This is a genomic window from uncultured Campylobacter sp. (assembly GCF_938017615.1).
Lineage (GTDB): Bacteria > Campylobacterota > Campylobacteria > Campylobacterales > Campylobacteraceae > Campylobacter_B.
On sequence record NZ_CALIJA010000170.1, the window covers coordinates 1 to 18,534 of the forward strand.

24 protein-coding genes and 1 tRNA gene are annotated in these 18,534 nt (G+C 48.1%); 13 read left to right on the plus strand and 12 right to left on the minus strand.

Annotated features, from left to right (window positions below; translation table 11 throughout):
* Nucleotides 1-94: 94 nt before the first annotated feature.
* From Q0620_RS08765 to Q0620_RS08805, 9 genes are all read right to left on the minus strand, one after another.
* On the minus strand, nt 95-583 hold the full coding sequence (locus tag Q0620_RS08765; RefSeq protein WP_298784560.1) for a host-nuclease inhibitor Gam family protein: 489 nt from the start codon (nt 581-583) through the stop codon (nt 95-97).
* Between the two features lie 117 nt (nt 584-700).
* Complete coding sequence (locus Q0620_RS08770) at nt 701-1,054, minus strand: hypothetical protein (RefSeq protein ID WP_298784561.1); 354 nt, start codon at nt 1,052-1,054, stop codon at nt 701-703.
* Between the two features lie 183 nt (nt 1,055-1,237).
* Nucleotides 1,238-1,546 carry a hypothetical protein gene (locus Q0620_RS08775; protein WP_298784562.1) on the minus strand — a complete coding sequence of 103 codons (309 nt, stop codon included), beginning with the start codon at nt 1,544-1,546 and terminating at the stop codon, nt 1,238-1,240.
* Nucleotides 1,543-1,818, minus strand: a complete 276-nt coding sequence (locus tag Q0620_RS08780; protein ID WP_297905310.1) for a sigma factor-like helix-turn-helix DNA-binding protein — start codon at nt 1,816-1,818, stop codon at nt 1,543-1,545. Before Q0620_RS08780 ends, Q0620_RS08775 begins: the two co-directional genes overlap by 4 nt.
* A 32-nt stretch (nt 1,819-1,850) precedes the next feature.
* Nucleotides 1,851-2,015, minus strand: coding sequence for an anaerobic ribonucleoside-triphosphate reductase (nrdD, locus tag Q0620_RS08785; RefSeq protein ID WP_298784564.1), 165 nt, complete (start codon nt 2,013-2,015; stop codon nt 1,851-1,853).
* 66 nt (nt 2,016-2,081) lie between these two features.
* Nucleotides 2,082-2,264, minus strand: a complete 183-nt coding sequence (locus Q0620_RS08790; protein WP_298784567.1) for a hypothetical protein — start codon at nt 2,262-2,264, stop codon at nt 2,082-2,084.
* Between the two features lie 13 nt (nt 2,265-2,277).
* Nucleotides 2,278-3,144, minus strand: a complete 867-nt coding sequence (locus Q0620_RS08795) for an AAA family ATPase (RefSeq protein ID WP_298784569.1) — start codon at nt 3,142-3,144, stop codon at nt 2,278-2,280.
* 60 nt (nt 3,145-3,204) lie between these two features.
* A complete protein-coding gene (locus Q0620_RS08800) occupies nt 3,205-5,394 on the minus strand; it encodes a transposase family protein (RefSeq protein ID WP_298784571.1) in 2,190 nt (729 codons plus the stop codon).
* A complete protein-coding gene (locus Q0620_RS08805; RefSeq protein ID WP_298784573.1) occupies nt 5,394-5,564 on the minus strand; it encodes a hypothetical protein in 171 nt (56 codons plus the stop codon). The genes Q0620_RS08800 and Q0620_RS08805 overlap by 1 nt, the downstream gene beginning before the upstream one ends.
* A gap of 100 nt (nt 5,565-5,664) precedes the next feature.
* Between Q0620_RS08805 and Q0620_RS08810 the strand changes: the two genes are divergently transcribed.
* The 8 genes from Q0620_RS08810 (at nt 5,665) to Q0620_RS08845 (ending at nt 11,736) form a co-directional block, all read left to right on the plus strand.
* A complete protein-coding gene (locus Q0620_RS08810) occupies nt 5,665-6,420 on the plus strand; it encodes a hypothetical protein (RefSeq protein WP_298784575.1) in 756 nt (251 codons plus the stop codon).
* Nucleotides 6,421-6,657: 237 nt separating this feature from the next.
* Nucleotides 6,658-7,356, plus strand: coding sequence for a helix-turn-helix domain-containing protein (locus tag Q0620_RS08815; protein WP_298784577.1), 699 nt, complete (start codon nt 6,658-6,660; stop codon nt 7,354-7,356).
* A gap of 22 nt (nt 7,357-7,378) precedes the next feature.
* Nucleotides 7,379-8,452 carry a type I restriction endonuclease gene (locus Q0620_RS08820; RefSeq protein WP_298784579.1) on the plus strand — a complete coding sequence of 358 codons (1,074 nt, stop codon included), beginning with the start codon at nt 7,379-7,381 and terminating at the stop codon, nt 8,450-8,452.
* A 495-nt stretch (nt 8,453-8,947) separates the two neighbouring features.
* Nucleotides 8,948-9,214 (plus strand): NifU family protein, encoded by a 267-nt coding sequence (locus Q0620_RS08825; protein WP_298784581.1) that lies wholly within the window; start codon nt 8,948-8,950, stop codon nt 9,212-9,214.
* A complete protein-coding gene (locus Q0620_RS08830) occupies nt 9,204-9,752 on the plus strand; it encodes a histidine kinase (protein ID WP_297880268.1) in 549 nt (182 codons plus the stop codon). Before Q0620_RS08825 ends, Q0620_RS08830 begins: the two co-directional genes overlap by 11 nt.
* A complete protein-coding gene (locus tag Q0620_RS08835) occupies nt 9,730-11,040 on the plus strand; it encodes a UDP-N-acetylmuramoyl-L-alanyl-D-glutamate--2,6-diaminopimelate ligase (RefSeq protein ID WP_298784583.1) in 1,311 nt (436 codons plus the stop codon). The genes Q0620_RS08830 and Q0620_RS08835 overlap by 23 nt, the downstream gene beginning before the upstream one ends.
* Nucleotides 11,041-11,056: 16 nt before the next feature.
* The gene (panD, locus tag Q0620_RS08840) at nt 11,057-11,404 is read left to right on the plus strand and encodes an aspartate 1-decarboxylase (protein ID WP_298784586.1); all 348 of its coding nucleotides are present in this window, start codon (nt 11,057-11,059) and stop codon (nt 11,402-11,404) included.
* Nucleotides 11,405-11,406: 2 nt separating this feature from the next.
* On the plus strand, nt 11,407-11,736 hold the full coding sequence (locus tag Q0620_RS08845; protein ID WP_005869878.1) for a YbaB/EbfC family nucleoid-associated protein: 330 nt from the start codon (nt 11,407-11,409) through the stop codon (nt 11,734-11,736).
* A gap of 263 nt (nt 11,737-11,999) precedes the next feature.
* Here the strand turns inward: Q0620_RS08845 and Q0620_RS08850 are convergent, their stop codons facing one another.
* Nucleotides 12,000-12,128: a hypothetical protein gene (locus Q0620_RS08850; RefSeq protein ID WP_298784589.1), complete on the minus strand. Its 129-nt coding sequence runs from the start codon at nt 12,126-12,128 to the stop codon at nt 12,000-12,002.
* A 199-nt stretch (nt 12,129-12,327) separates the two neighbouring features.
* On the opposite strand from Q0620_RS08850, the gene Q0620_RS08855 reads away from it, so the two are divergent.
* The 5 genes from Q0620_RS08855 to Q0620_RS08875 all read left to right on the plus strand — a co-directional run bounded on the left by Q0620_RS08855 (nt 12,328) and on the right by Q0620_RS08875 (nt 16,569).
* A complete protein-coding gene (locus tag Q0620_RS08855) occupies nt 12,328-13,179 on the plus strand; it encodes a polyprenyl synthetase family protein (protein WP_298784591.1) in 852 nt (283 codons plus the stop codon).
* Between the two features lie 3 nt (nt 13,180-13,182).
* Nucleotides 13,183-15,111 carry a transketolase gene (gene tkt, locus Q0620_RS08860; protein ID WP_298784593.1) on the plus strand — a complete coding sequence of 643 codons (1,929 nt, stop codon included), beginning with the start codon at nt 13,183-13,185 and terminating at the stop codon, nt 15,109-15,111.
* Between the two features lie 27 nt (nt 15,112-15,138).
* Entirely contained in the window at nt 15,139-15,549 is a 411-nt protein-coding gene (locus Q0620_RS08865) for a GyrI-like domain-containing protein (protein ID WP_298784601.1), read from the plus strand.
* Between the two features lie 349 nt (nt 15,550-15,898).
* A tRNA-Ser gene (locus tag Q0620_RS08870) sits at nt 15,899-15,986 on the plus strand.
* Between the two features lie 34 nt (nt 15,987-16,020).
* Nucleotides 16,021-16,569, plus strand: coding sequence for a GrpB family protein (locus Q0620_RS08875; RefSeq protein WP_298784595.1), 549 nt, complete (start codon nt 16,021-16,023; stop codon nt 16,567-16,569).
* 402 nt (nt 16,570-16,971) lie between these two features.
* On the opposite strand, the gene Q0620_RS08880 is transcribed toward Q0620_RS08875, so the two are convergent.
* Complete coding sequence (locus Q0620_RS08880; RefSeq protein ID WP_298784597.1) at nt 16,972-18,057, minus strand: threonine synthase; 1,086 nt, start codon at nt 18,055-18,057, stop codon at nt 16,972-16,974.
* Nucleotides 18,058-18,065: 8 nt separating this feature from the next.
* Nucleotides 18,066-18,452, minus strand: a complete 387-nt coding sequence (locus Q0620_RS08885; protein ID WP_298784599.1) for a RidA family protein — start codon at nt 18,450-18,452, stop codon at nt 18,066-18,068.
* Nucleotides 18,453-18,534 lie beyond the last annotated feature (82 nt).

Genomic DNA, 18,534 nt, shown 5'->3' on the forward strand with positions numbered 1-18,534 from the left:
TAAATTTTAGTATTTTACCAAAATTTCGCTTCATAAAACCTTAATCAAAAGCCCTTAGATAGGGCTTTTTGTTAAAGTTTAAAAGCGCGGATTTTTAGACATTTGCGCTTTGCAAATTCTCTATCTTGGTCTCGATGCGGAAGTTGTCTTTCACCGTGCGCTTTAAGCCGAGTTTAACGAGGCTTGCGTCATCAAGCTCGCAGATCGCGTCTTTGTTTATAGTCTCCTCGTAGGATATACAATCATCAAGCTTATAGCTCTTTAGCGCTTTGATGAGCTTTTCGACCTTTTCTTTGATGCGCGGCAAACTTACGCTTTTACTGAGCTTATAGCCTATCTTACCGAAGGTGAAATCCTTGCTGCGCTTTTCGGCGAACTCCGCCTTATTGCTCTCACAAAATGCGGTGATTTGAGCTTCGATATATTTCTTTTCGCTATCGAGCTTCTCGACCCGGGCTTTTTGTGCATCCTTGATCTCGTTGCACTTTAGCGTTATCTCTCCGTTTATATCGGTCAAAGCCACCTCAAGCTCACACACTCGCTTTAGCGCGTTATCGACGTCTGCGAAGTTTTTGATCTCCATAGTTTTTCTCCTAAAATTTTAAATCTTTTGGCTAGGCCGTAACTCAGCACGTAGCCGTATCGTAAGCAGATCGGAAGGTTGTTTTTATTCTTCTTTACGATCCGCACCATACTCTCCTCACTCGTCAAAAAGACTAAATTTCAGCTCCCTCACGCCGAGCTGCCTTGCAAGCTCTCGCTCGTATGCCATACCTTTGCTATTTTCGCTGCCTTCGCAGGCAAAAAAGTAGTAGTAGCTGCATACCGAGAGGAGCTCCTCGCAGTTTTTCATTATGCGACCTCGCTCCAGCTCGCTATACACCCCCATCCATGCAAGTACGGGCGATATAGGCTCGTAGCCATTGGCGCGCACGATGGCGCAGGCCTGCTCGGCAAGCTTGCGGGCGTAGTAGTCGCGGTCTCGTTCATGCTTGCACGGGATACTTGCATACGGCGAGCTTACGAAACAGAGCCTTGCCGTTCGTTTGTCCATTATCTTTTGCTCCTTTCTTTTAAATTTGACTTCGCAGAGGAGCGAAGCCCCTCTTTGCGAGCGGGAGCTACGCTCCCTGCACCCACCTAAAGTTTCAGAAATTTTGCTTTGCAAAATTTTAGATTTTTCAGCGGTTCAGCTTTAGCGCTTATGTAGGCTCTTGCTAAAAGAGCCCGATAAAAGCTACGCCTCTCTTAGATATCTTAAAATTTTCTCTATATAAGGATCTGCCGCCATCGTCTCATCGGCGCAGATGTGAAGCCTACCGAAGCTCGCGATTTCGGCACAAGGCTTTTTATCCCCGTAGCAAAAGCCCACGTAAAATGCCCAGCCCTTTACAAGCTCCCCGTCTCTTATCTCGTCGCGACGCACCGAGCGAAGACCTACGCTTACCATATCAGGCACGGTGGCGCTCATCTTTGCGTGTAATTCGCGCAGAGCCGCGGCGCTATAATCCTGCGCGCTTAGGTTTATCAAATCCTTTAGCTTCAATTCTTCGTTCCTTTCAGGCTCCAGCCGCTACCGAGCCTTTGAGCTTCGCAGCGCTCAAGCTCGGCGATGGTTTCAAATATCTCCATCCACTTCTTGCGGTTTTTCGGGTGCCTAAGCTTCGCAAGCGCCGTGCGCTCTATCATCGCGACGCGCTCGACGCTGATGCCTAGCATCGCCGCAAGCTCGCGGTAAGCTACATCCGCATCGCCCTTTAGCATCCTCACCCGCTCGGCGCATACCTTGTCCGTGCGGTAGCCCTGAATTCTTTGCATTTCACACTTCCTTTTGCTTCCGCTTATCGCGCTTATTTAGTGCTAGCGACATCTTTTTTCTCTTCAAACAGCACACGTTCTTTGTGTTCGCCTACTTTACCAATATTGAAGCTCTCTACCGGGCGCAAGTAGCCCATCACGCGAGTATAGACGATGCACTTGGTGCGTTTTGCTTCAAGCTCCTTGGGAAATTTCATATCCACTCCTTTTAAATTTGACTTTATAAGACGCCCGCGTGGGGCGCCATTTAAAATCAAAGCTGCCTAACTCCAAATCGTTCCTAGTCCTCGATGAAATCTCGGCACCGGCACCGCTATGCTCTCGCGGTGTCTTCTCTTTGTAATCCAGCCCCTCGGGGTCTTGAAGAGAATGAATGAGTGCGCGATTATGATCTCATCTTTGCAAGCTTTTAGATCGCTCATTTTCATACCCTTATACGCTTTCATCTCTTATTCCTCCTTATAAAATTACCATGCCGCAGGCTTGGGCTATGATCTCCTCGCCCACGGCGCAGCCGTTAAGAGCCGCTAGGCGGACCGACTTTTTGTGTAACTTTTCGGACGCGCGGAAGTTGCCTTTGGCGTGAGCGAAGATCCCAGTGCCGTAAAAGGCATCGCTCTCCTCTTTGCTGAGCCCCTGCATAGCCCATTTGCCGCAAATACGGCTATATAGCTGCCTAAGCTCCTTATTGCGCCCCACTAAATTCTTTAGCAAAATCTCCGTGCCTGCTAGAATTAGCGGAGTACTCGAAAAATCGTAAATTCTACGTAGATCCTCAAGCGCCCTGAGCGGCAGATGCTCGGCTTCATCGATTAGCAGCACCTTATCGGCGGTTTTTAGGAAGCTTGATATCGCTTTTAATTTTGCATTAGCGCTGCCTGCGGCTTCCAGCTTTAGCGCTTCGCATAGCTCGCCAAGCAAAGCGTTAGCGTTGGTGTGGCAGGTAGCCTCAATTAGTACCGCGTTAGGATTTTTGGCGGCAAAGTCGCGTAGTATCGTGCTCTTGCCGCTACCTGCGGTGCCGTAAAGCAAAGCTATCTCGCGCTCGCCTACGGCTTCGGAGATGACGAAATTCGCCATCTTATAATCCCGCGAGTTAAAAATTTCATCTCGCGCGGGCGAGGCGGCAAACTCTTTTGCTTTTTTGGCGCTCGCATCGATATAGGCGCCTATCTTGGCTGCGATCGCCGCATTATCGCCCTTGTATTTGCCCGCTCGAAACTGACTTATCGCTCCCGGACTGATGCCCAAAGCCCGCGCAAGCGCGCTCATACTCACGCTTCCGCCCTCTAAGAATTCATTTAGCTTAGATATAATCTCTTGCATATTTTCTCCTTTGCCCATAAAGGGGCTTTTAAAAGACATTTTATGCCCTTTAAAAGCACCTTATCCGCAGACTACTTCCTCAAAGCTCTTTATCTTGCGCTCCGCTTTGCGCTGCGTAGCTTGCGCGCTCAAAATTTCATCGCTCAAAGCTACGCTAGAGTTCAAGCTTTTAGCCCCTTTTAGCGCAGCATCTATTAGCCTGCTTTCGTTATTTGCCGCTTGCGGCTTAGGCATTGCGGCGGGCTTTGCTTCTACCATGCGCACTATCTGCTCAAAATCCGCCCGATGTGCGATCGATGCAGCGTCCATCTGCTTTTTGGTCTCTTTTAGGCGCTTATTAAATAGCTTTTGCGCGCTTTTAGCCTCCTCGGCACTTACTCCCTCATCCAAATCAAGCGTAGAGGCAACACCGATAAATTTGTTATCCTCGCTCCATAAAAAGCACTCGTTTATATTATTGACGTTTTTGCTAACCCATACGCGCTCAAGCCCGTACATCTCCACGCTGTAAAACCTCACACCATCTAGGCTGATACCCTTTTTATGCACGTGCTTAAGCTCTCGTCCGCCAAGACGCGCGCTGATGCTTAGAGCGTCCATATACACGGCGTCGCTTATCTTTGCGCTATACGCAGCTGCGCAGGTAGTATCAAGGCGCTCAAGGTAGCGGGTGTTTAGAAATTTTTCCGCATACATATCCATCAGCTCTTGCACCTCGCTTAGGTTTTTTAGCATCGTTAGATTCGTCTTGTAGCCTCTTTTTAAGCGGCGCTCTTTTTTAGAGCGAAAAAACTCTATGGCTTGGCGCTGCGAGATATTGTGTCCTATGAAGCCCGCCAAATTTGCGCTGAAACTATGCTGCAAGGCTCTAAAATTTCGCTCCACGTATGGCTTGAGCCAGCCGCTATAAGCACGCACGGCTTTATACTCGATCTCAAGCGTGCCTAAGACTTCGCGCATGTACTCGCTTTTGAAAGCTTTGCCGTTATCGCCCTTGATTACCTTTGGTTTGCCGTAGCGCACGATATATTTGGCGACGGCTCTAGCAATAGAGAGAGAATTTTCACTATCGCTGATGTGAAAAGTCGCTACCCCGCTATACGTATCGATTAGAGCGATGATGGTGTAGCGCTTTTGCCACTCTTTTACATAGTTTTGAAATTCGTCTTTGTCTTTAAAGATAGTGCTGACGTTTTGCCAGCCGATCATCTCGCAAAGCTCGCTAGCGTTGCAGATTAAATCAAGCGGGCTGCCGTCTATCTCCACGACTTCGTTTATCGTGCTTACGGCGTAGTTGCTGATACCAAGAGCCGGCAAGCCGCGACCGACCGCTCCATCCTCGCCGTAAAGGATGATGTTTTTTACCAGCTTATTTTTGTTTAGGTAGTTGTTTACGAAGCGATTTACGACCTCATAGCTTACAATCTCGTCTTTTTTACCTTGAAAGTCCTCAAAGTTTATGAGAGAGTTTTTCGCCGCGTGGTAATTTAGCGCCTTGTAGATGTTTGTTATATCTACCTTGCCCATACCGCTGCATGCAAGTATCAGCTCTACGCAAAGCGGCGCAAGACCTAGCGCGTCAAGCTTTAGGGTCTTATTATTATCCCGCTCGTCCACTAGCGCATCAAGGCCTCCTTTTTTAAATTTACGTTGCCAGTCGTAGAGCTTATTTGCGGTTACCTTTACGGGGCATATCTTTTTAGCGTTGATATACTCCAGAAAAGTAGCCTCGCTGATCTTGCCTTTTGCGTCTTCCCACTCCCTAACGACGTTATATTTTTCAAAAGCGGCTTTGCGTTTTTTATCCGAGCAAGTAGCGATAGCAGGGAGGCTTGTCGCGCTGCTCGGATCGCTTGAGCTTTGCTCTGCGCCGTTTAAATCTCGCCTCGCGCCGTTTAGGCTCTGCGCACTACCGCAGATTGATGCATTGCTTAAGTTTAAAGCGCCGCCGCTTGCGGACGGATCTGCCGCAGCCGCGCCGTTTAAATTTGCTCCGCCGTGCTTATTGTCGCAAACGCTCTCGCTTTGTCGCGAAATTTCGCTGCTTTCGTTGTTTATCAGGCTATCGTCAATCCAAATTTGAAGGGTTTTACCACCGTGACCAACGCCATCTGTGTAGGTAAAACCTAATATATTAGGTTTAATAGTGCAAAATTTTTTCCCACTAGCTTGGGCTTTAACTACTCTTCTTTGTAGTTTTCTTAAATTTACACTTAAAATTTCAGCCGCACGTTTGGAATTTACCCACATTAGGCTACCTTTATGCCGTCTTTTTCTAGTATCTTTTTAGCTTTTTGGCTTATATAGCCCTTGTAAAAGCTGCTTAAGCTTAGTCCTCGCATCGCACAGTAGTCTTTTAGATCGTATTTTAGTTGTTGTTTTACGGCCTTTGTAACCGGTTTTACTCTACATTTTGCCATTTTTTACTCCTTTCTTATATTTTCATTGTTAATGTAAAAATTTAAGAACCCCGCTGATATAATATTATTCGGAAATTCTACAAAAGGGGATACGGCGGAAATGAAAAAAGATGAGGCAAAGGCCAATGGCCTTGAAAATTACGAGAAAAATTTAAAACTAAATCTCGAAGCCAAGCGTAAGGATCTAGACAATATTACTACCTCCATCATCCCTTCTCAATTAACCATAGTCAGGATGTTTTTGTGGCTTTCTTTTAGTATCGTAGGTGCGGCTTTTTATGCGATAAAACTAGATGAGATAAGCTCATCGCAATTTTATTTTTTATCGGCGATCGTTATAACTACCGTGACAATAATTACTCTTTGCCTAATAGCCATTAAAAGCAGCGCCGTTAGGCTCACCGCCAATCTCGATAATGCATATTTTAAAGAAAACATCAAACAAGGCGATAGCGAACACGCAGAAGGTCTAATAGCTATGCTAGATGTTACGTCAAAAGCCTTAGGCCTCGCTCAAGATAATGTAAATAAAACCGGTAGAATTTTAAGAGGGATTACCTACCTATCATTCGCAGTGGTATTTTTTATCTCTTTGTTTACTATAGTTTCCGTGTATCACGAGAAAGGGGGTGAAAATATGGCTAAAGAGCAAAAGGATAAAAGCGCCGAAACTATTAAAACGACCGATAGCCGCCCGTCGTTTAGTCAATCGACGCAAATTAAGCCGGCTCAAATAAGAGCGAATAGTCGGAATATTATCGGCGAGTCTCAAAGCGGCGGCTTTAACATTACTGCAAGCAAGAAACCAAAGCCTAGCAATAATGCAAATACCGCCGACAAAACTGGCGAAGAATAATCCGTCGGCCTCTTGCTCTAGGAAGCGAGAGGCCGCTTATTCATCGAATAAAAATAGGTAACTCCATAAGACAAATATTACCCATAAAACCATATCGTCCATATGATCTCCTTATTTTTACCTTAACAATGAAAATTCAAAGAACTTTTAGAAAATCTTAACCTTTTTATAGGTATTATCTTTTCTAAGTATATTTTGAATTATAACCTAATTTATTAGGTTTGTCAAGGGGTCCCTGTGGATTTAGCTCAAAAGATTAGTTTTTTAAGAAAAGAAAGGGAATGGTCGCAAGACGAACTAGCCAAAATATCTGGAGTTGGGAGATCTACTATTCAACTATACGAAAGCAAAAAAGCAAGTAAAAATCCCACTAGAGAGAATTTACAGAAAATAGCTAATGCTTTTGAAATTAGTATTTCAGATTTAGCAAATGAAAATTTTGACGTAAGTATTGACGTTAGTGATGACGTAAGTATTGGCAAAAATGACGTTAGTCCCTCAAACCTTAAAGAAACCGAGACGGATCAAATTTTTATCCGTAAGCTTAGCTCATCCGTAGGTGCCGGCGAGAGCGTCGATATAAACGGCATAGAGATCTACGACACCGATGTATTGATACCTTTTTCTCGGATGCTTTTTAAGGTGTGCCCTAAAAATACGAGTAGGATTCGCTGCATGCCGGTAGAGGGCTACTCTATGGTGCCGATGCTTTATCCTGATAGCTGGGTGATTGTGGACGTCACGGCAAAATTTGAAGGCGATGGGCTATATATCGTCAACTACTGCGACCATTTTATGGTGAAGCTGCTACAAAAGAGCCCCGACGGCGTACTGCACATAAAAAGCGTTAATAAAGAATACGATAGCTACGAGATAGGACCGGATAGCGATTTGCAAGTATATATCGTCGGCAAGGTCCTACGCTGCGTAATATAAAATCAATATAAAAGGAGAATTTATGGATCTATATGAGGATTTACAGCGCCTGGGTGCTCGAATATCGAGCATCAAGGACTCCGTGCAAACCGAAGAGGCTACGAAACACTCGTTCGTGATGCCGTTTTTTCAAATTTTAGGCTACGATATATTTGACCCTAACGTCATAGTGCCTGAATTTACCGCGGACGTAGGCATTAAAAAGGGCGAAAAGGTAGATTACGCCATAATGTATGAGGGCAAGCCGCTCATCATCGTAGAGGTCAAGAAGCACACCGAAGTACTTGACAAGCATTCAAGCCAGCTATATCGATATTTCGGCGTTACTGACGCTAAATTTGCACTGCTAACAAATGGCATAGAATACCGATTTTATTCCGATATTAACAAGGAAAATAGGCTTGACGACAATCCTTTTCTTATCGTAAACCTTGACGAGCTCAACAAGCGCGACGTAAAGGCTCTTGAGCGCTTTACAAAAAGCGATCTAAATATCAGCTCGATACTGGAGATGGCGAATAAGCAGCGCCGAATACTTGAGATAAAAAAGATATTTGAGGAAGAAACCGCTAAGCCTAGCGATGATCTGGCTAGGATGTTTGCCTGCAGAATACTTCCGCAAGGAACGCGCATAACCGGAAGTGTGCTAGAGGACTTTAAGAGCTATACAAAAACCGCTCTGAGCGAGATAGTGACCGATCTGGCCTCAAAAAAGATAAATTCCGTACGTGCGGGCTTAACGGCAAATATCACGGACGAGGATGAAGAAAGTAGTAATGATGAAGCCAAGATCGTAACTACGCAAGATGAGCTGCAAGGCTTTTTTATCATTAAATCAATACTGGGCGAATATACGGAGCTTGATAAAATTTATGCAAGGGATACTCAAAGCTATTTTGGAGTACTCTTTGACGATAATAACCGCAAATGGATAGCTAGATTGCATTTTAATACGGCGAAGAAATACATTGGCATTCACGAAATAGAGAAACAAGAGACTAGATATCCACTCGAAAAGTTCGAAGATATTTATAAATTTAGAGATAATCTTATCGCCACGCTCAAAAGAGTGCAGGGCACAGAGAGCGCGGAATGATAAAATGCTTTTAATGCCCATTTAAACGGGTGTTAAAAGCGGTGCAAAATTTCGTAAGGTTTTTGTCAAAAAATTTAAATCGAATTTTGCCACTTTGATTTTGAATAAATTTGCTCCTAATCCCTATCTTTAGGCGACCAGCTCAAATTTTTTCTCACTTTGACTTCTGACAAAACTTTACAAATTTCTTTCCCGTTCAAGCAAAATTTCATCTCAAATTTAACCATCGGCTCAGCTGAAATTTCATCCCAAATTTATGGCACAAATAGTCTAAATTTGAATATTCACAAACCCGATGATTCACAAACTTTGCCCTTCTCTAGATCGATAAAATTTAAAATTGTAGTGTTAGCTATCTGCACTGCATAAATTCTTTACAACCTACGGCGCAAAATCCGCGCCCTCGCGCAAAATTTAAGATTAAATTTCATCCCCGATAAGCCTTTTTTTATCGCTTTTGGATATAATTCGCCAAAACCAAAACAAGGAATTTTAATGATACCATTTAGCGATGAAGAGCTTCTAGCTCCGGTACAAGGCAGCTTGGAGCTAATCCGCCCGATGCTTCAAAACGACGGCGGCGATATACAGCTTTTAGGCATAAAAAACGGCATCGTCCACGTCCGCCTTACCGGGCATTGTCACGGCTGCGCCGCAAGTGCGCAGACCCTAAAATACGGCGTCGAGCGCCAGCTCCGCATGGATATCCATCCAGAGCTTAGCGTCGTAAACGTCCCCGAAGGCGAAGAGTTTGAATTATAAAAAGCTGGGGCTAAAAGCCTTTTCGCGCGGAGAATTTGAGCTTGCGAAGCTGTATTTTTCGCTCGCCTACGAAAAAAGTGGCGAGGAGGAAATTCTATTTTTACTCGAGCTTTGCCAGACCGCGCTGGCAGATCGCGAAGAAGCGCTTATGCTCTTTGATTTTTACAACCTCAGCCCCAAAACTCAAACCGCGGAGCTTTTTAAAATTTTAAACTCCATCAACGAAAAGATCGCGAACGAAGCGGCCTCCGAACCCGGCGCCGAGGATGAGATCGCCGTTATCGCCTATGCCGATTTTATGCGCGCGGTAGGTCAAAGAGGCTTTAAAGACGCCTTCGAATCGATCATTTTTTCCTCTAAAATCGCCATTTCGGACAAAAGCGAGATGATAGAATTCTTAGAAAATTTGATAGAAAACGGCTACTACGAAATGGGGCTTAATTACGTCGAAAGCTCGGCTGCCGCGTATGCGGGCGATGAGCGCTTCGAAGCGCTAATGCAAAAAATCAAAAATCATGAAAATACGACTCGAAAATAGCTTTATCACCGACAACTCCGCCGAGTGCGAGGCGGGCTGCTTTTTTATGCGCACGGACGCGAATGCTAAATTTGAACCCGAAGCGGCGCAAAAAGGCGCGCAGATCATCTCTATCGCGCGGGCAAAGGAGCTTTTAAATATCGATCCGCGCATCAAAATCGTAGGCATCACCGGCACGAACGGCAAGACCACGACCGCGGCGGCGATCTATTCGACGCTGCTGGATCTGGGCTTTAGCTGCGGTTTAAGCGGCACGCGCGGCGCCTTCATAAACGAGCGTAGAATCGACGAGAAGGGGCTTACGACGAGCTCGGTTTTTAAGACGATGAGCTATCTTTATGAAGCTAACAAGCAGGGCTGCGAGTATTTCGTTATGGAGGTAAGCTCGCACGCAATCGCGCAGAACCGCATCCAGGGGCTAAATTTTGCGCTTAAAATTTTTACTAATCTCAGCCAAGATCATCTCGATTATCACGGCAGCATGCAAGAATACGCCGCAGTCAAGAGCTCGTTTTTTGCGGACGACGCGCCAAAGCTTATAAACGCCGATGACGGACACATTAAATTTAACCCCGCAAACGCCCTTACCTACGGCATAAAAAATCCCGCGAGCTTCGGTGTGAGCGGATACGGGCTAAAGGGCGGCATCGACGCGCTCGTGCGCACTCCAAACGGCGATAATGCGCAGCTGCAAAGCGATCTGATCGGCGAGTTTAATCTCTACAACCTTACCGCGGCGTTTGCGGCGGTTAAAATTCTGACCAAGCTGCCGAACGAAAAGATCGCAAAAGCCCTGGCAAACTTCGGCGGCGTCGAGGGTCGCGTGCAGATCGTAAATAAAAACCCGCTTGTGATCGTCGATTTCGCCCATACCCCAGACGGCATCGAAAAGGTGCTAAACGCGCTGCGCACAAGCGGCGAGATCATCGCGGTTTTTGGCGCGGGAGGCGATCGCGACCACGGCAAGCGTCCGAAAATGGGCGCCATCGCCGAGCACTTTGCCAAAATTTGCATCGTCACGAGCGATAATCCGCGCAGCGAAGAGCCGAGCGAAATCATCGAGCAAATTTGCGCCGGCATGCGCCGAAAAGATAAAATTTTAAAGATCGCGGATCGCAAAGAGGCGATCGCGCGCGCGCTAGATCTTGCCAAAAACGGCGAGATGATCGCTATTTTGGGTAAGGGCGACGAGACCTACCAGGAGATCAAGGGTGTGAAGCACCCCTTCAGCGACAAACAGGTCGTAAGCGAGCTCGTCGCGGCGCGAGGCGGGTCAAATTTAGACTAAATTTAAAGGACGGCCGATGAAAATCGAAATTTTATCAAGCAAAATCCACCGCGCACGCGTGACGGACGCCAACCTAAACTACGTGGGCTCCATCACGATCGGACCCGAGCTTATCGAGGCTGCGGGGCTTTGCGAATACCAAAAAGTCGAGATCCTAAACGTCAATAACGGCGAACGCTTCGCTACCTACGTGATCCGCGGCGATAAAAAGGGCGAGATCTGCCTAAACGGCGCGGCCGCGCGTAAAGTCTGCGTCGGCGACGTCGTCATCATCGTGGCCTACGCACAGATGAGCGCCAAAAAAGCAAGAAGCTTCAAGCCTAAAATCGTGCAAGTAAACGAAAAAAACCAAATAACGGAGTAAAGATGTTTGAGGGAATGGATTTTTCGAAAATGGGGCAGATGCTCGATCAGATGCAGGCCAAGGCTAAGCAGATCGAGGAGGAGAATGCGCGCAAGGAATTTACCGTAAAATCGGGTGCGGGTATGGTCGCTATCAGGCTAAACGGCGCGGGCGAGGTGCTTGATCTGAGCATCGACGACAGCCTTTTTAGCGACAAAGAGAGCTTGCAGATCCTGCTGATCTCGGCGATAGGCGACGCGATAAAGCTGGTCGAAAATGAAAAGAAAGGCGCCGCAGCATCCATGCTAGGAGGGCTCGGCGGATTGGGTGATCTGCTTGGCAATAAGGGCTAAGCGTAGCTCAAAAATGGTGAAAATAGGCTTTTTAGAGAGGGCGACTACTTCCCGCCTGGCGAGCGGTTTGGATTTTACGGAGCGAGCGGCTTCTATAGCGAACTAAATGAAGCCCGATTTTATAAGGCGGCATTAATTTAGATTTTTGTGGCGATACAGTTTGCATAAAGCACGGCTCGCTTGATTTGACGCTAGGTTATTAAATTTCAACCTTAGCAAATCGGTCAAATTTAACGGGTGGCGTGAGGGCAAATTCTAAAATTTCAGTAGGCTGCTACGCTGCGGCGCAAAGTAAAATTTAGCTCGCACGGCTTAAATGCAAAGCGGGCGAGCCGTTGCGCGACATCCGCGAGCAAATCTAGCGTAAGATGCGGCTCAAAAAAGCGGAGCATCCTTCGCCTCGCGCACTGCGTAAAGCTAGGGAAATTAAAATTTAAAATTTTAAGCGGCGTGATTACTTCTACGCGACGTACAAACGGCTCGCGACAGCAAAGCCTAAGCTGCGCGACGAAAAGGTATTCGAAGGGCGCGAATTTGCATTCGTCAAGGGCGCGCCTAAGCAGAGCAAATCAAAACCGCAAGGTAGGATCGATGGATATTTTAGAAAAATTTAAAGATTACTTGAAGCACAACGAGCTGAAGGCGTCTAGCTTTCATCCGTATTTCGAGGAGGCGCTCAATTACATGCTGCAAGCGGGCGGCAAGCACTTTCGCGCGCAGCTGCTACTAGGCGTCGTCTCGGCGGTGGATGAACGGCGCTTTGAGGGCGCGTTGGCGATGGCGATGGCGCTTGAGATGATCCACACCTACTCGCTTATCCACGACGATCTGCCCGCGATGGACGATGCGGATCTGCGCCGCGGACGGCCGAGCCTGCATAAAAAATACGACGAAGTCACGGCGATTTTGGTGGGCGATGCGCTAAATACCGACGCGTTTTTGATCGCCGCAAGCGCAAATTTAAGCGATGAGATCAAGATAAAATGCATTAAAACTCTAGCACGAAACGCAGGCAGCAGCGGCATGGTGCTCGGTCAGGCGATCGATTGCCATTTTGAAAACAGTCCGTTAAAGCAAAGCGAGCTTGAGTTTTTGCATCTGCATAAAACGGGCGCGCTCATCGCAGCGGCGTTTGAGCTAGGCGCCATAATCGGCGGGTTAAAGGATGAGCTCGCGCATGAGCTTTATAAAATCGGACTAAAGCTAGGTCTCATATTTCAGATCGAGGATGATATCATCGACGCCACGGGCGACGAAGCAAGCGCGGGCAAGCCCGTAGGAGCGGACGGCGCTAAAAATTCCTTCGTAAATTTACTCGGACTTGCGGGTGCTAGAAGCTACAAGCAGCGCCTAATAGACGAGGTAAGCGGCGCGATGAGCAACTATGATGCGAGCCTACGCGATTTGGTTTTAAATTTGATAGAAAAATACCTGAAAGGATGAAAAATGTCGAGCGAGCAGCTAAGTAAAATTTCAAACACGATAAAATTTCTAAGCGCGGATATGATCCAAAGCGCCAACTCAGGCCATCCAGGCACGCCGATGGGGCTAAGCGACGTAATGAGCATATTTATGAGTAAGGTCCGCCACAACCCCAAAAATCCCGCGTGGCTGAACCGCGACCGCGTCGTATTCTCTGGCGGGCACGCAAGCGCGCTAGTGTATAGCTACCTCTATCTTAGTGGATACGATTTGAGCATGGACGATCTGAAAAGCTTCAGGCGCCTGTACTCCAAAACCCCCGGCCATCCGGAGATCACTACCCCGGGCGTTGAGATCGCTACCGGGCCGCTCGGACAGGGCGTCGCAAACGCAGTCGGATTTGCGATGGCCGCAAAATACGCCGCGCATCTACTAAACGAGGAAGGAAACGAGATCATCGATCACCGCGTCTATTGCTTCTGCGGTGACGGCGATCTACAGGAGGGCATCAGCTACGAAGCGTGCGCGCTTGCGGGCAGACACAACCTCGATAATCTAACGATAATTTATGATTCTAACGGCATCACGATCGACGGCAGCACCGATATCGCGTGGTTTGAGGACGTGAAAGTGCGATTTGAAGCGCAAGGCTTTGAGGTTGCGCGCATCGACGGGCATAATTTCGATCAGATAGAATTCGTCCTTGACGAGGTCAAAAATAAAACAAAACCCTACCTCATCATCGCAAACACCACGATCGGCAAGGGGGCGCTAGAGCTTGAGGGCACAGCCAAGACGCACGGCGCGCCGCTTGGAGAGGAGCTGCTTGCACGCGCTAAGCAAAGCCTGGGCTTTGATCCCGCCCAAAGCTTCGTCGTAAGCGAGGACGTGCTTTTTGAAACGCGCGCCGCGGTTGAGAAAGGCGATTTGGAGGAGCGGCTTTGGAAGGAAAAGCTTGCGAAGCTAAGCGATGAAAAAAGAGCGCTTTTAAACGAGCTTTTAAATCCCGACTTTAGCAAGATAGAATTCCCTGATTTTAGCGGGCTTAAGGTCGCCACGCGCGATAGCAACTGTAAAATTTTAAACGCTATCGCAAACGCAGTGCCCGGCTTTTTAGGCGGAAGCGCCGATTTGGCGGCGTCTAATAAGACCGAGCTAAAAGGCGGTGGCGACTTTCCGTGCGGCAAAAATTTACACTTCGGCATCCGCGAGCACGCGATGGCGGCGATCGGCAACGCCTTCGCGAGATACGGGCTTTTCATCCCGTTTAGCGCGACGTTTTTTATCTTCAGCGACTATCTCAAAACGGGCGCGCGACTCGCGGCGCTGATGGGTTTGCGCCATTATTTCGTCTTCACGCACGACAGCATCGGCGTGGGCGAGGACGGGCCGACGCACGAGCCTATCGAGCAGCTTAGCACCTTCCGCGCGATGCCAGGCTTCTACACCTTCCGCCCCGCAGACGGCAACGAAAACGTAAAATGCTGGCGCACGGCGCTTTCCCTGAATGCGCCCGCGGCGTTCGTCTGCTCGCGCCAAGGGCTTGAGCCGCTACCTAAGGCGGTCTTGGGTGACGTGCAAAACGGCGCGTATCTGCTAAGGCAGAGCAAAGAGGCGCAAATCACGCTCATCGCAAGCGGCAGCGAAGTCTCGCTCTGCTTAAAAGCGGCGGCGATCCTGCAAGAGCAAGGCATCGGCGCAAACGTCGTAAGCGCGCCGTGCTTCGAGCTTTTGTGCGAGCAGGACGCGGATTATTTGGCGCAAATTCTAGAACCGCAAACTAAAATTTTAGCCGTCGAAGCCGCAAGCGCGCTTGAGTGGTATAAATTTGCAGACGCGGTACACGGCATGCAAAGCTTCGGCGAAAGCGGTAACGCGAGCGAGCTATTTAAGCTTTTCGGCTTCACCGACGTCGCGATCGCAAAGCAGGCGAGAGAGCTTTTAGAGCAGTAGCGGAAAGGGTAAAATTTGAGCGGAAAAATCAAAATTTCGTATTTAGACGGATTTAAAATTTACGGGTTAAAAGCCCGCACGAAAAACGCGGACGAGCTAGGCGGAAGCGGCAAAATTCCCGCGCTGTGGGCGAAATTTATGAAAGAGTGTTATGACGGGCGGAGCGAGATTTACGGCGTCTATTACGATTACGAAGACGGCGCTGACGGGCTTTACAATATCTTTATCGGCACCAAAGCGCCCCGCAGCGATGAAGCCTTGGAGATCAAAAGCGGCAAATACGCCGTTTTTAGTTTCCCAAATGAGCCGCAAAACGTAGCAAAATTTTGGAGCAAAATTTGGAGCTTTTTTGAGGCCGGCGAACTAAAAAGAGCGTTTGGAACGGATTTTGAGTTTTACGGCGGAGACGAGATCAAAATTTTTATCTCGATTTTGTAGAGCGGTGCATGAAATTTATAAACGGCGAGTGATTTTTCGCCGCTGCGATAAAATTTGCCCGCCAAATGCTAAAATTCCTTGCTCGCAAAAGCCACGCAGAGCGTAAAACGCTGCTACTTTATAAAATTTCATCCATAAAGCGGTAAAATTCCGTGCCCAAAACTACGCGCACGAAAATAAATTTTATGCCGAAAGCCGCGCCGTACCTTAAGCCGTGGATTTAAAACGAAATCTAAATTTGTGCCGTTAAATTTCAACCCCCGCCCGCAAAATCAGGCGAAATTTCACGCGGAATTTCATTTTTAAATCTGTTATTAAGCCATTTTTGGCTTAAATTACATTTTCATTCGGGTAGATGTCCGAGCGGTCGAAGGAGCGCGCCTCGAAAGCGCGTAAGGCGTCAGCCTTCTAGGGTTCGAATCCCTATCTACCCGCCATTCATTCAAATTTCACCCAATACTCGGGAGCTAGATGAGCAATAAACTCCTTTCGATGAGCCTGCAAGAGCTGTGGCAGCTCTTTCCGATACGTCTCGTACCGCACGATCCGCGCTGGAGCGAATACTTTAGGCAGGAGCGCGAAATTCTGCGCGGCCTGTTGCAAGATCATGGCGAGATCAAGATCCACCATATCGGCAGCACCGCGGTAAGCGGGATCTGGGCGAAGCCGATCGTAGATATTTTAATCGAATGCTCGGATATCGCCGCCGCCAAACAGCGCCTGATAGAGGCGGGCTATCTGCTAATGAGCGAAAAGGGGAGCCGCTGCAGCCTAAATAAGGGCTACACCGAAGCGGGATTTGCCGAGCGCGTTTTTCACGTGCATATGCGAAATTTCGGCGATGCGGATGAGATATTTTTTAGAGATTTTTTGCGGGCGAATGCGGATATCGCCGAGCGGTACGAGGCGCTTAAATTAGAGCTTTGCAAGCGCTTCGAGTTTGACCGCGACGCCTACACTGCGGCGAAAAGCGAATTTGTGCTTAAATTTACGCGCATCGCTAAAGAAAACTCGAAATAGCCGCATAAATTTATCATCTGCGTAGAGGCTCGCTAGCTAAAAGCGATAAAACGTCCAAATTTTATAAATGAAATGGGTAGATGGTAGCCGCACATTGCAGATTAGTTTTTATAAAATTTTGATCGTATTTTTAAATTTAAAGGGCGACTGCCCAGTTATCGTAGATAAATTTTACAAATCCAGCTAACGGCAAAGTCGTCCACAAAATGCGCTGTATCATCGCATCATGCCAAACAAAGGCATCTCTGTGCTTCAGTAGAAGTTTAAATTTAAAAGCCTACGCGTCATAAATTTTAAACATCTCGCTAAAACATTGGCTCACAAACTCGCTAAATTTAAAGCGGCGAAAATTTTAAATTCCTCGCCGCTAGCTAGCCACACAAATCCGTCTGGCGCTTAAATTTAATGATCGCTCTTCAGCCCCGCGCCGCAAAGCGGAATGATGCTATCTCCTTGCAGATCGCGACTTTCTTTGTAGCGCAGATACGCCGCGTAGGTAGCCGCGGTCGTGTGCTCGACGTAAAATCCGCCGCGCGCAAGCGCCGCTCTGGCAGGCAGTATGTCGCTCTCGCTCGCCAAGATCACCTCTCGCTCGCCCGCGTAACTAGAGCCAAGAATTTCGACCGCGCGCATCGGTCTTGCGATCGCGATGCCCTCTGCTAGCGTCGGCTGTGGCTCTATCGCGCGCGCCGTACCTTCGGCGCCGAAAAGCGGAGCGCAACGCTCGCCCTGAACGATGAAAATTTTTGGCAGCGCTTTGATAAGACCGCCCTCATATAGCTCGCCTAGCGCCGCTTGAGCGCCCAGCAACAGCGTGCCGTTACCCACGGGGATAAAGATATTGCGCGGCATCCTACCCAGCTGCTCGTAGATCTCATAAACGTAGCTCTTCGTGCCCTCGTAAAAGATCGGATTATAAACGTGGTTGGCGTAATAGATCTGCTCCTGCGCGGCCTTTTTGCGGCACGCATCCGCCGTCTCGTCGCGGCTGCCGTCAAATACCGTGACGTGCGCGCCGTGGCTTTTGATCATATCGATCTTTTTGGGCGACGTGCCCTTCGGGACGTAAATTTCGCACTCGATGCCCGCGCGAGCGCAGTACGCCGCCACGGCATTGCCTGCGTTGCCGCTGGAGTCTTGCAACACCTTTTTCACGCCGATATTTTTGGCGTGCAGCACCAAAACCGCCGCACCGCGATCTTTGAATGAAAGCGTAGGCATCGCGTAGTCGAGCTTGAGATAGAGGTCTTCGCCGAATTTCACGCTCGCCGTAAGCCCCTCGCCCATCGAAATTTCTCTAAATTTAGCCGTGTCGATGCCCATAAACTTACGGTATCTAAAGATGCTAAACTCGCTTTGATCTACGAGCGCGGGGTTAAATTTAGGCGCATCGGAGTTTAGCTTATACAGCCCACCGCAGTCGCATTTATAGCTCAAAGTATCGACGGGCGCGTGCTTGCCGCAGCCCGTGCAGATGAAATCGCTCATTTTCGCTCCTATTTTTTCTCTTTTATTTTTGCGACGGCCTCGATCTCTACGAGACAGCCGAAGTGTAGAGCCGTAGTCGGTACCACGACGCGAGCGGGCTTGTGCGCGCCAAAAAACAGCGCGTACTGCTCGTCGATCACGTCCCAGTTCGCGACGTCAGGCGTATAGACGCGACACATCCGCACGTCGTTTTTATCCGCGCCCGCGGCGGCCAGCACTGCCGCGACGTTGCTTAAAGCCTGCGCGGTCTGTGCAGCAAGACCCTCCGCAATGGCCCCCGTGCGCGGATCCACGCTTAACTGCCCCGAGACGTAGAGCGTACCGTCGTCATCTAAGATGCCCGGCGCATAATGCGCCTTTTTCGGCACGAAACCGCTTGGATAAATTTCTTTCATTTAAGCTCCTTTGCATATAAAATTTTATATAATTCTACTCTAAATTTATTAAAAATATATAAGTATTTCTATAAATTTGCAA

Bases quoted from the DNA above. Each gene is read 5' to 3' on its own strand.
- Q0620_RS08885 (WP_298784599.1), bottom strand. From the start codon at position 18,452: ATGAAAGAAATTTATCCAAGCGGTTTCGTGCCGAAAAAGGCGCATTAT.
- Q0620_RS08770 (WP_298784561.1), bottom strand. From the start codon at position 1,054: ATGGACAAACGAACGGCAAGGCTCTGTTTCGTAAGCTCGCCGTATGCA.
- Q0620_RS08825 (WP_298784581.1), top strand. From the start codon at position 8,948: ATGATACCATTTAGCGATGAAGAGCTTCTAGCTCCGGTACAAGGCAGC.
- Q0620_RS08845 (WP_005869878.1), top strand. From the start codon at position 11,407: ATGTTTGAGGGAATGGATTTTTCGAAAATGGGGCAGATGCTCGATCAG.
- Q0620_RS08780 (WP_297905310.1), bottom strand. From the start codon at position 1,818: ATGCAAAGAATTCAGGGCTACCGCACGGACAAGGTATGCGCCGAGCGG.
- Q0620_RS08835 (WP_298784583.1), top strand. From the start codon at position 9,730: ATGAAAATACGACTCGAAAATAGCTTTATCACCGACAACTCCGCCGAG.
- Q0620_RS08790 (WP_298784567.1), bottom strand. From the start codon at position 2,264: ATGAAAGCGTATAAGGGTATGAAAATGAGCGATCTAAAAGCTTGCAAA.
- Q0620_RS08875 (WP_298784595.1), top strand. From the start codon at position 16,021: ATGAGCAATAAACTCCTTTCGATGAGCCTGCAAGAGCTGTGGCAGCTC.
- Q0620_RS08855 (WP_298784591.1), top strand. From the start codon at position 12,328: ATGGATATTTTAGAAAAATTTAAAGATTACTTGAAGCACAACGAGCTG.
- Q0620_RS08810 (WP_298784575.1), top strand. From the start codon at position 5,665: ATGAAAAAAGATGAGGCAAAGGCCAATGGCCTTGAAAATTACGAGAAA.
- nrdD (WP_298784564.1), bottom strand. From the start codon at position 2,015: ATGAAATTTCCCAAGGAGCTTGAAGCAAAACGCACCAAGTGCATCGTC.
- Q0620_RS08850 (WP_298784589.1), bottom strand. From the start codon at position 12,128: ATGCTCCGCTTTTTTGAGCCGCATCTTACGCTAGATTTGCTCGCGGAT.
- Q0620_RS08805 (WP_298784573.1), bottom strand. From the start codon at position 5,564: ATGGCAAAATGTAGAGTAAAACCGGTTACAAAGGCCGTAAAACAACAA.
- Q0620_RS08795 (WP_298784569.1), bottom strand. From the start codon at position 3,144: ATGCAAGAGATTATATCTAAGCTAAATGAATTCTTAGAGGGCGGAAGC.
- Q0620_RS08880 (WP_298784597.1), bottom strand. From the start codon at position 18,057: ATGAGCGATTTCATCTGCACGGGCTGCGGCAAGCACGCGCCCGTCGAT.
- panD (WP_298784586.1), top strand. From the start codon at position 11,057: ATGAAAATCGAAATTTTATCAAGCAAAATCCACCGCGCACGCGTGACG.
- tkt (WP_298784593.1), top strand. From the start codon at position 13,183: ATGTCGAGCGAGCAGCTAAGTAAAATTTCAAACACGATAAAATTTCTA.
- Q0620_RS08820 (WP_298784579.1), top strand. From the start codon at position 7,379: ATGGATCTATATGAGGATTTACAGCGCCTGGGTGCTCGAATATCGAGC.
- Q0620_RS08800 (WP_298784571.1), bottom strand. From the start codon at position 5,394: ATGTGGGTAAATTCCAAACGTGCGGCTGAAATTTTAAGTGTAAATTTA.
- Q0620_RS08765 (WP_298784560.1), bottom strand. From the start codon at position 583: ATGGAGATCAAAAACTTCGCAGACGTCGATAACGCGCTAAAGCGAGTG.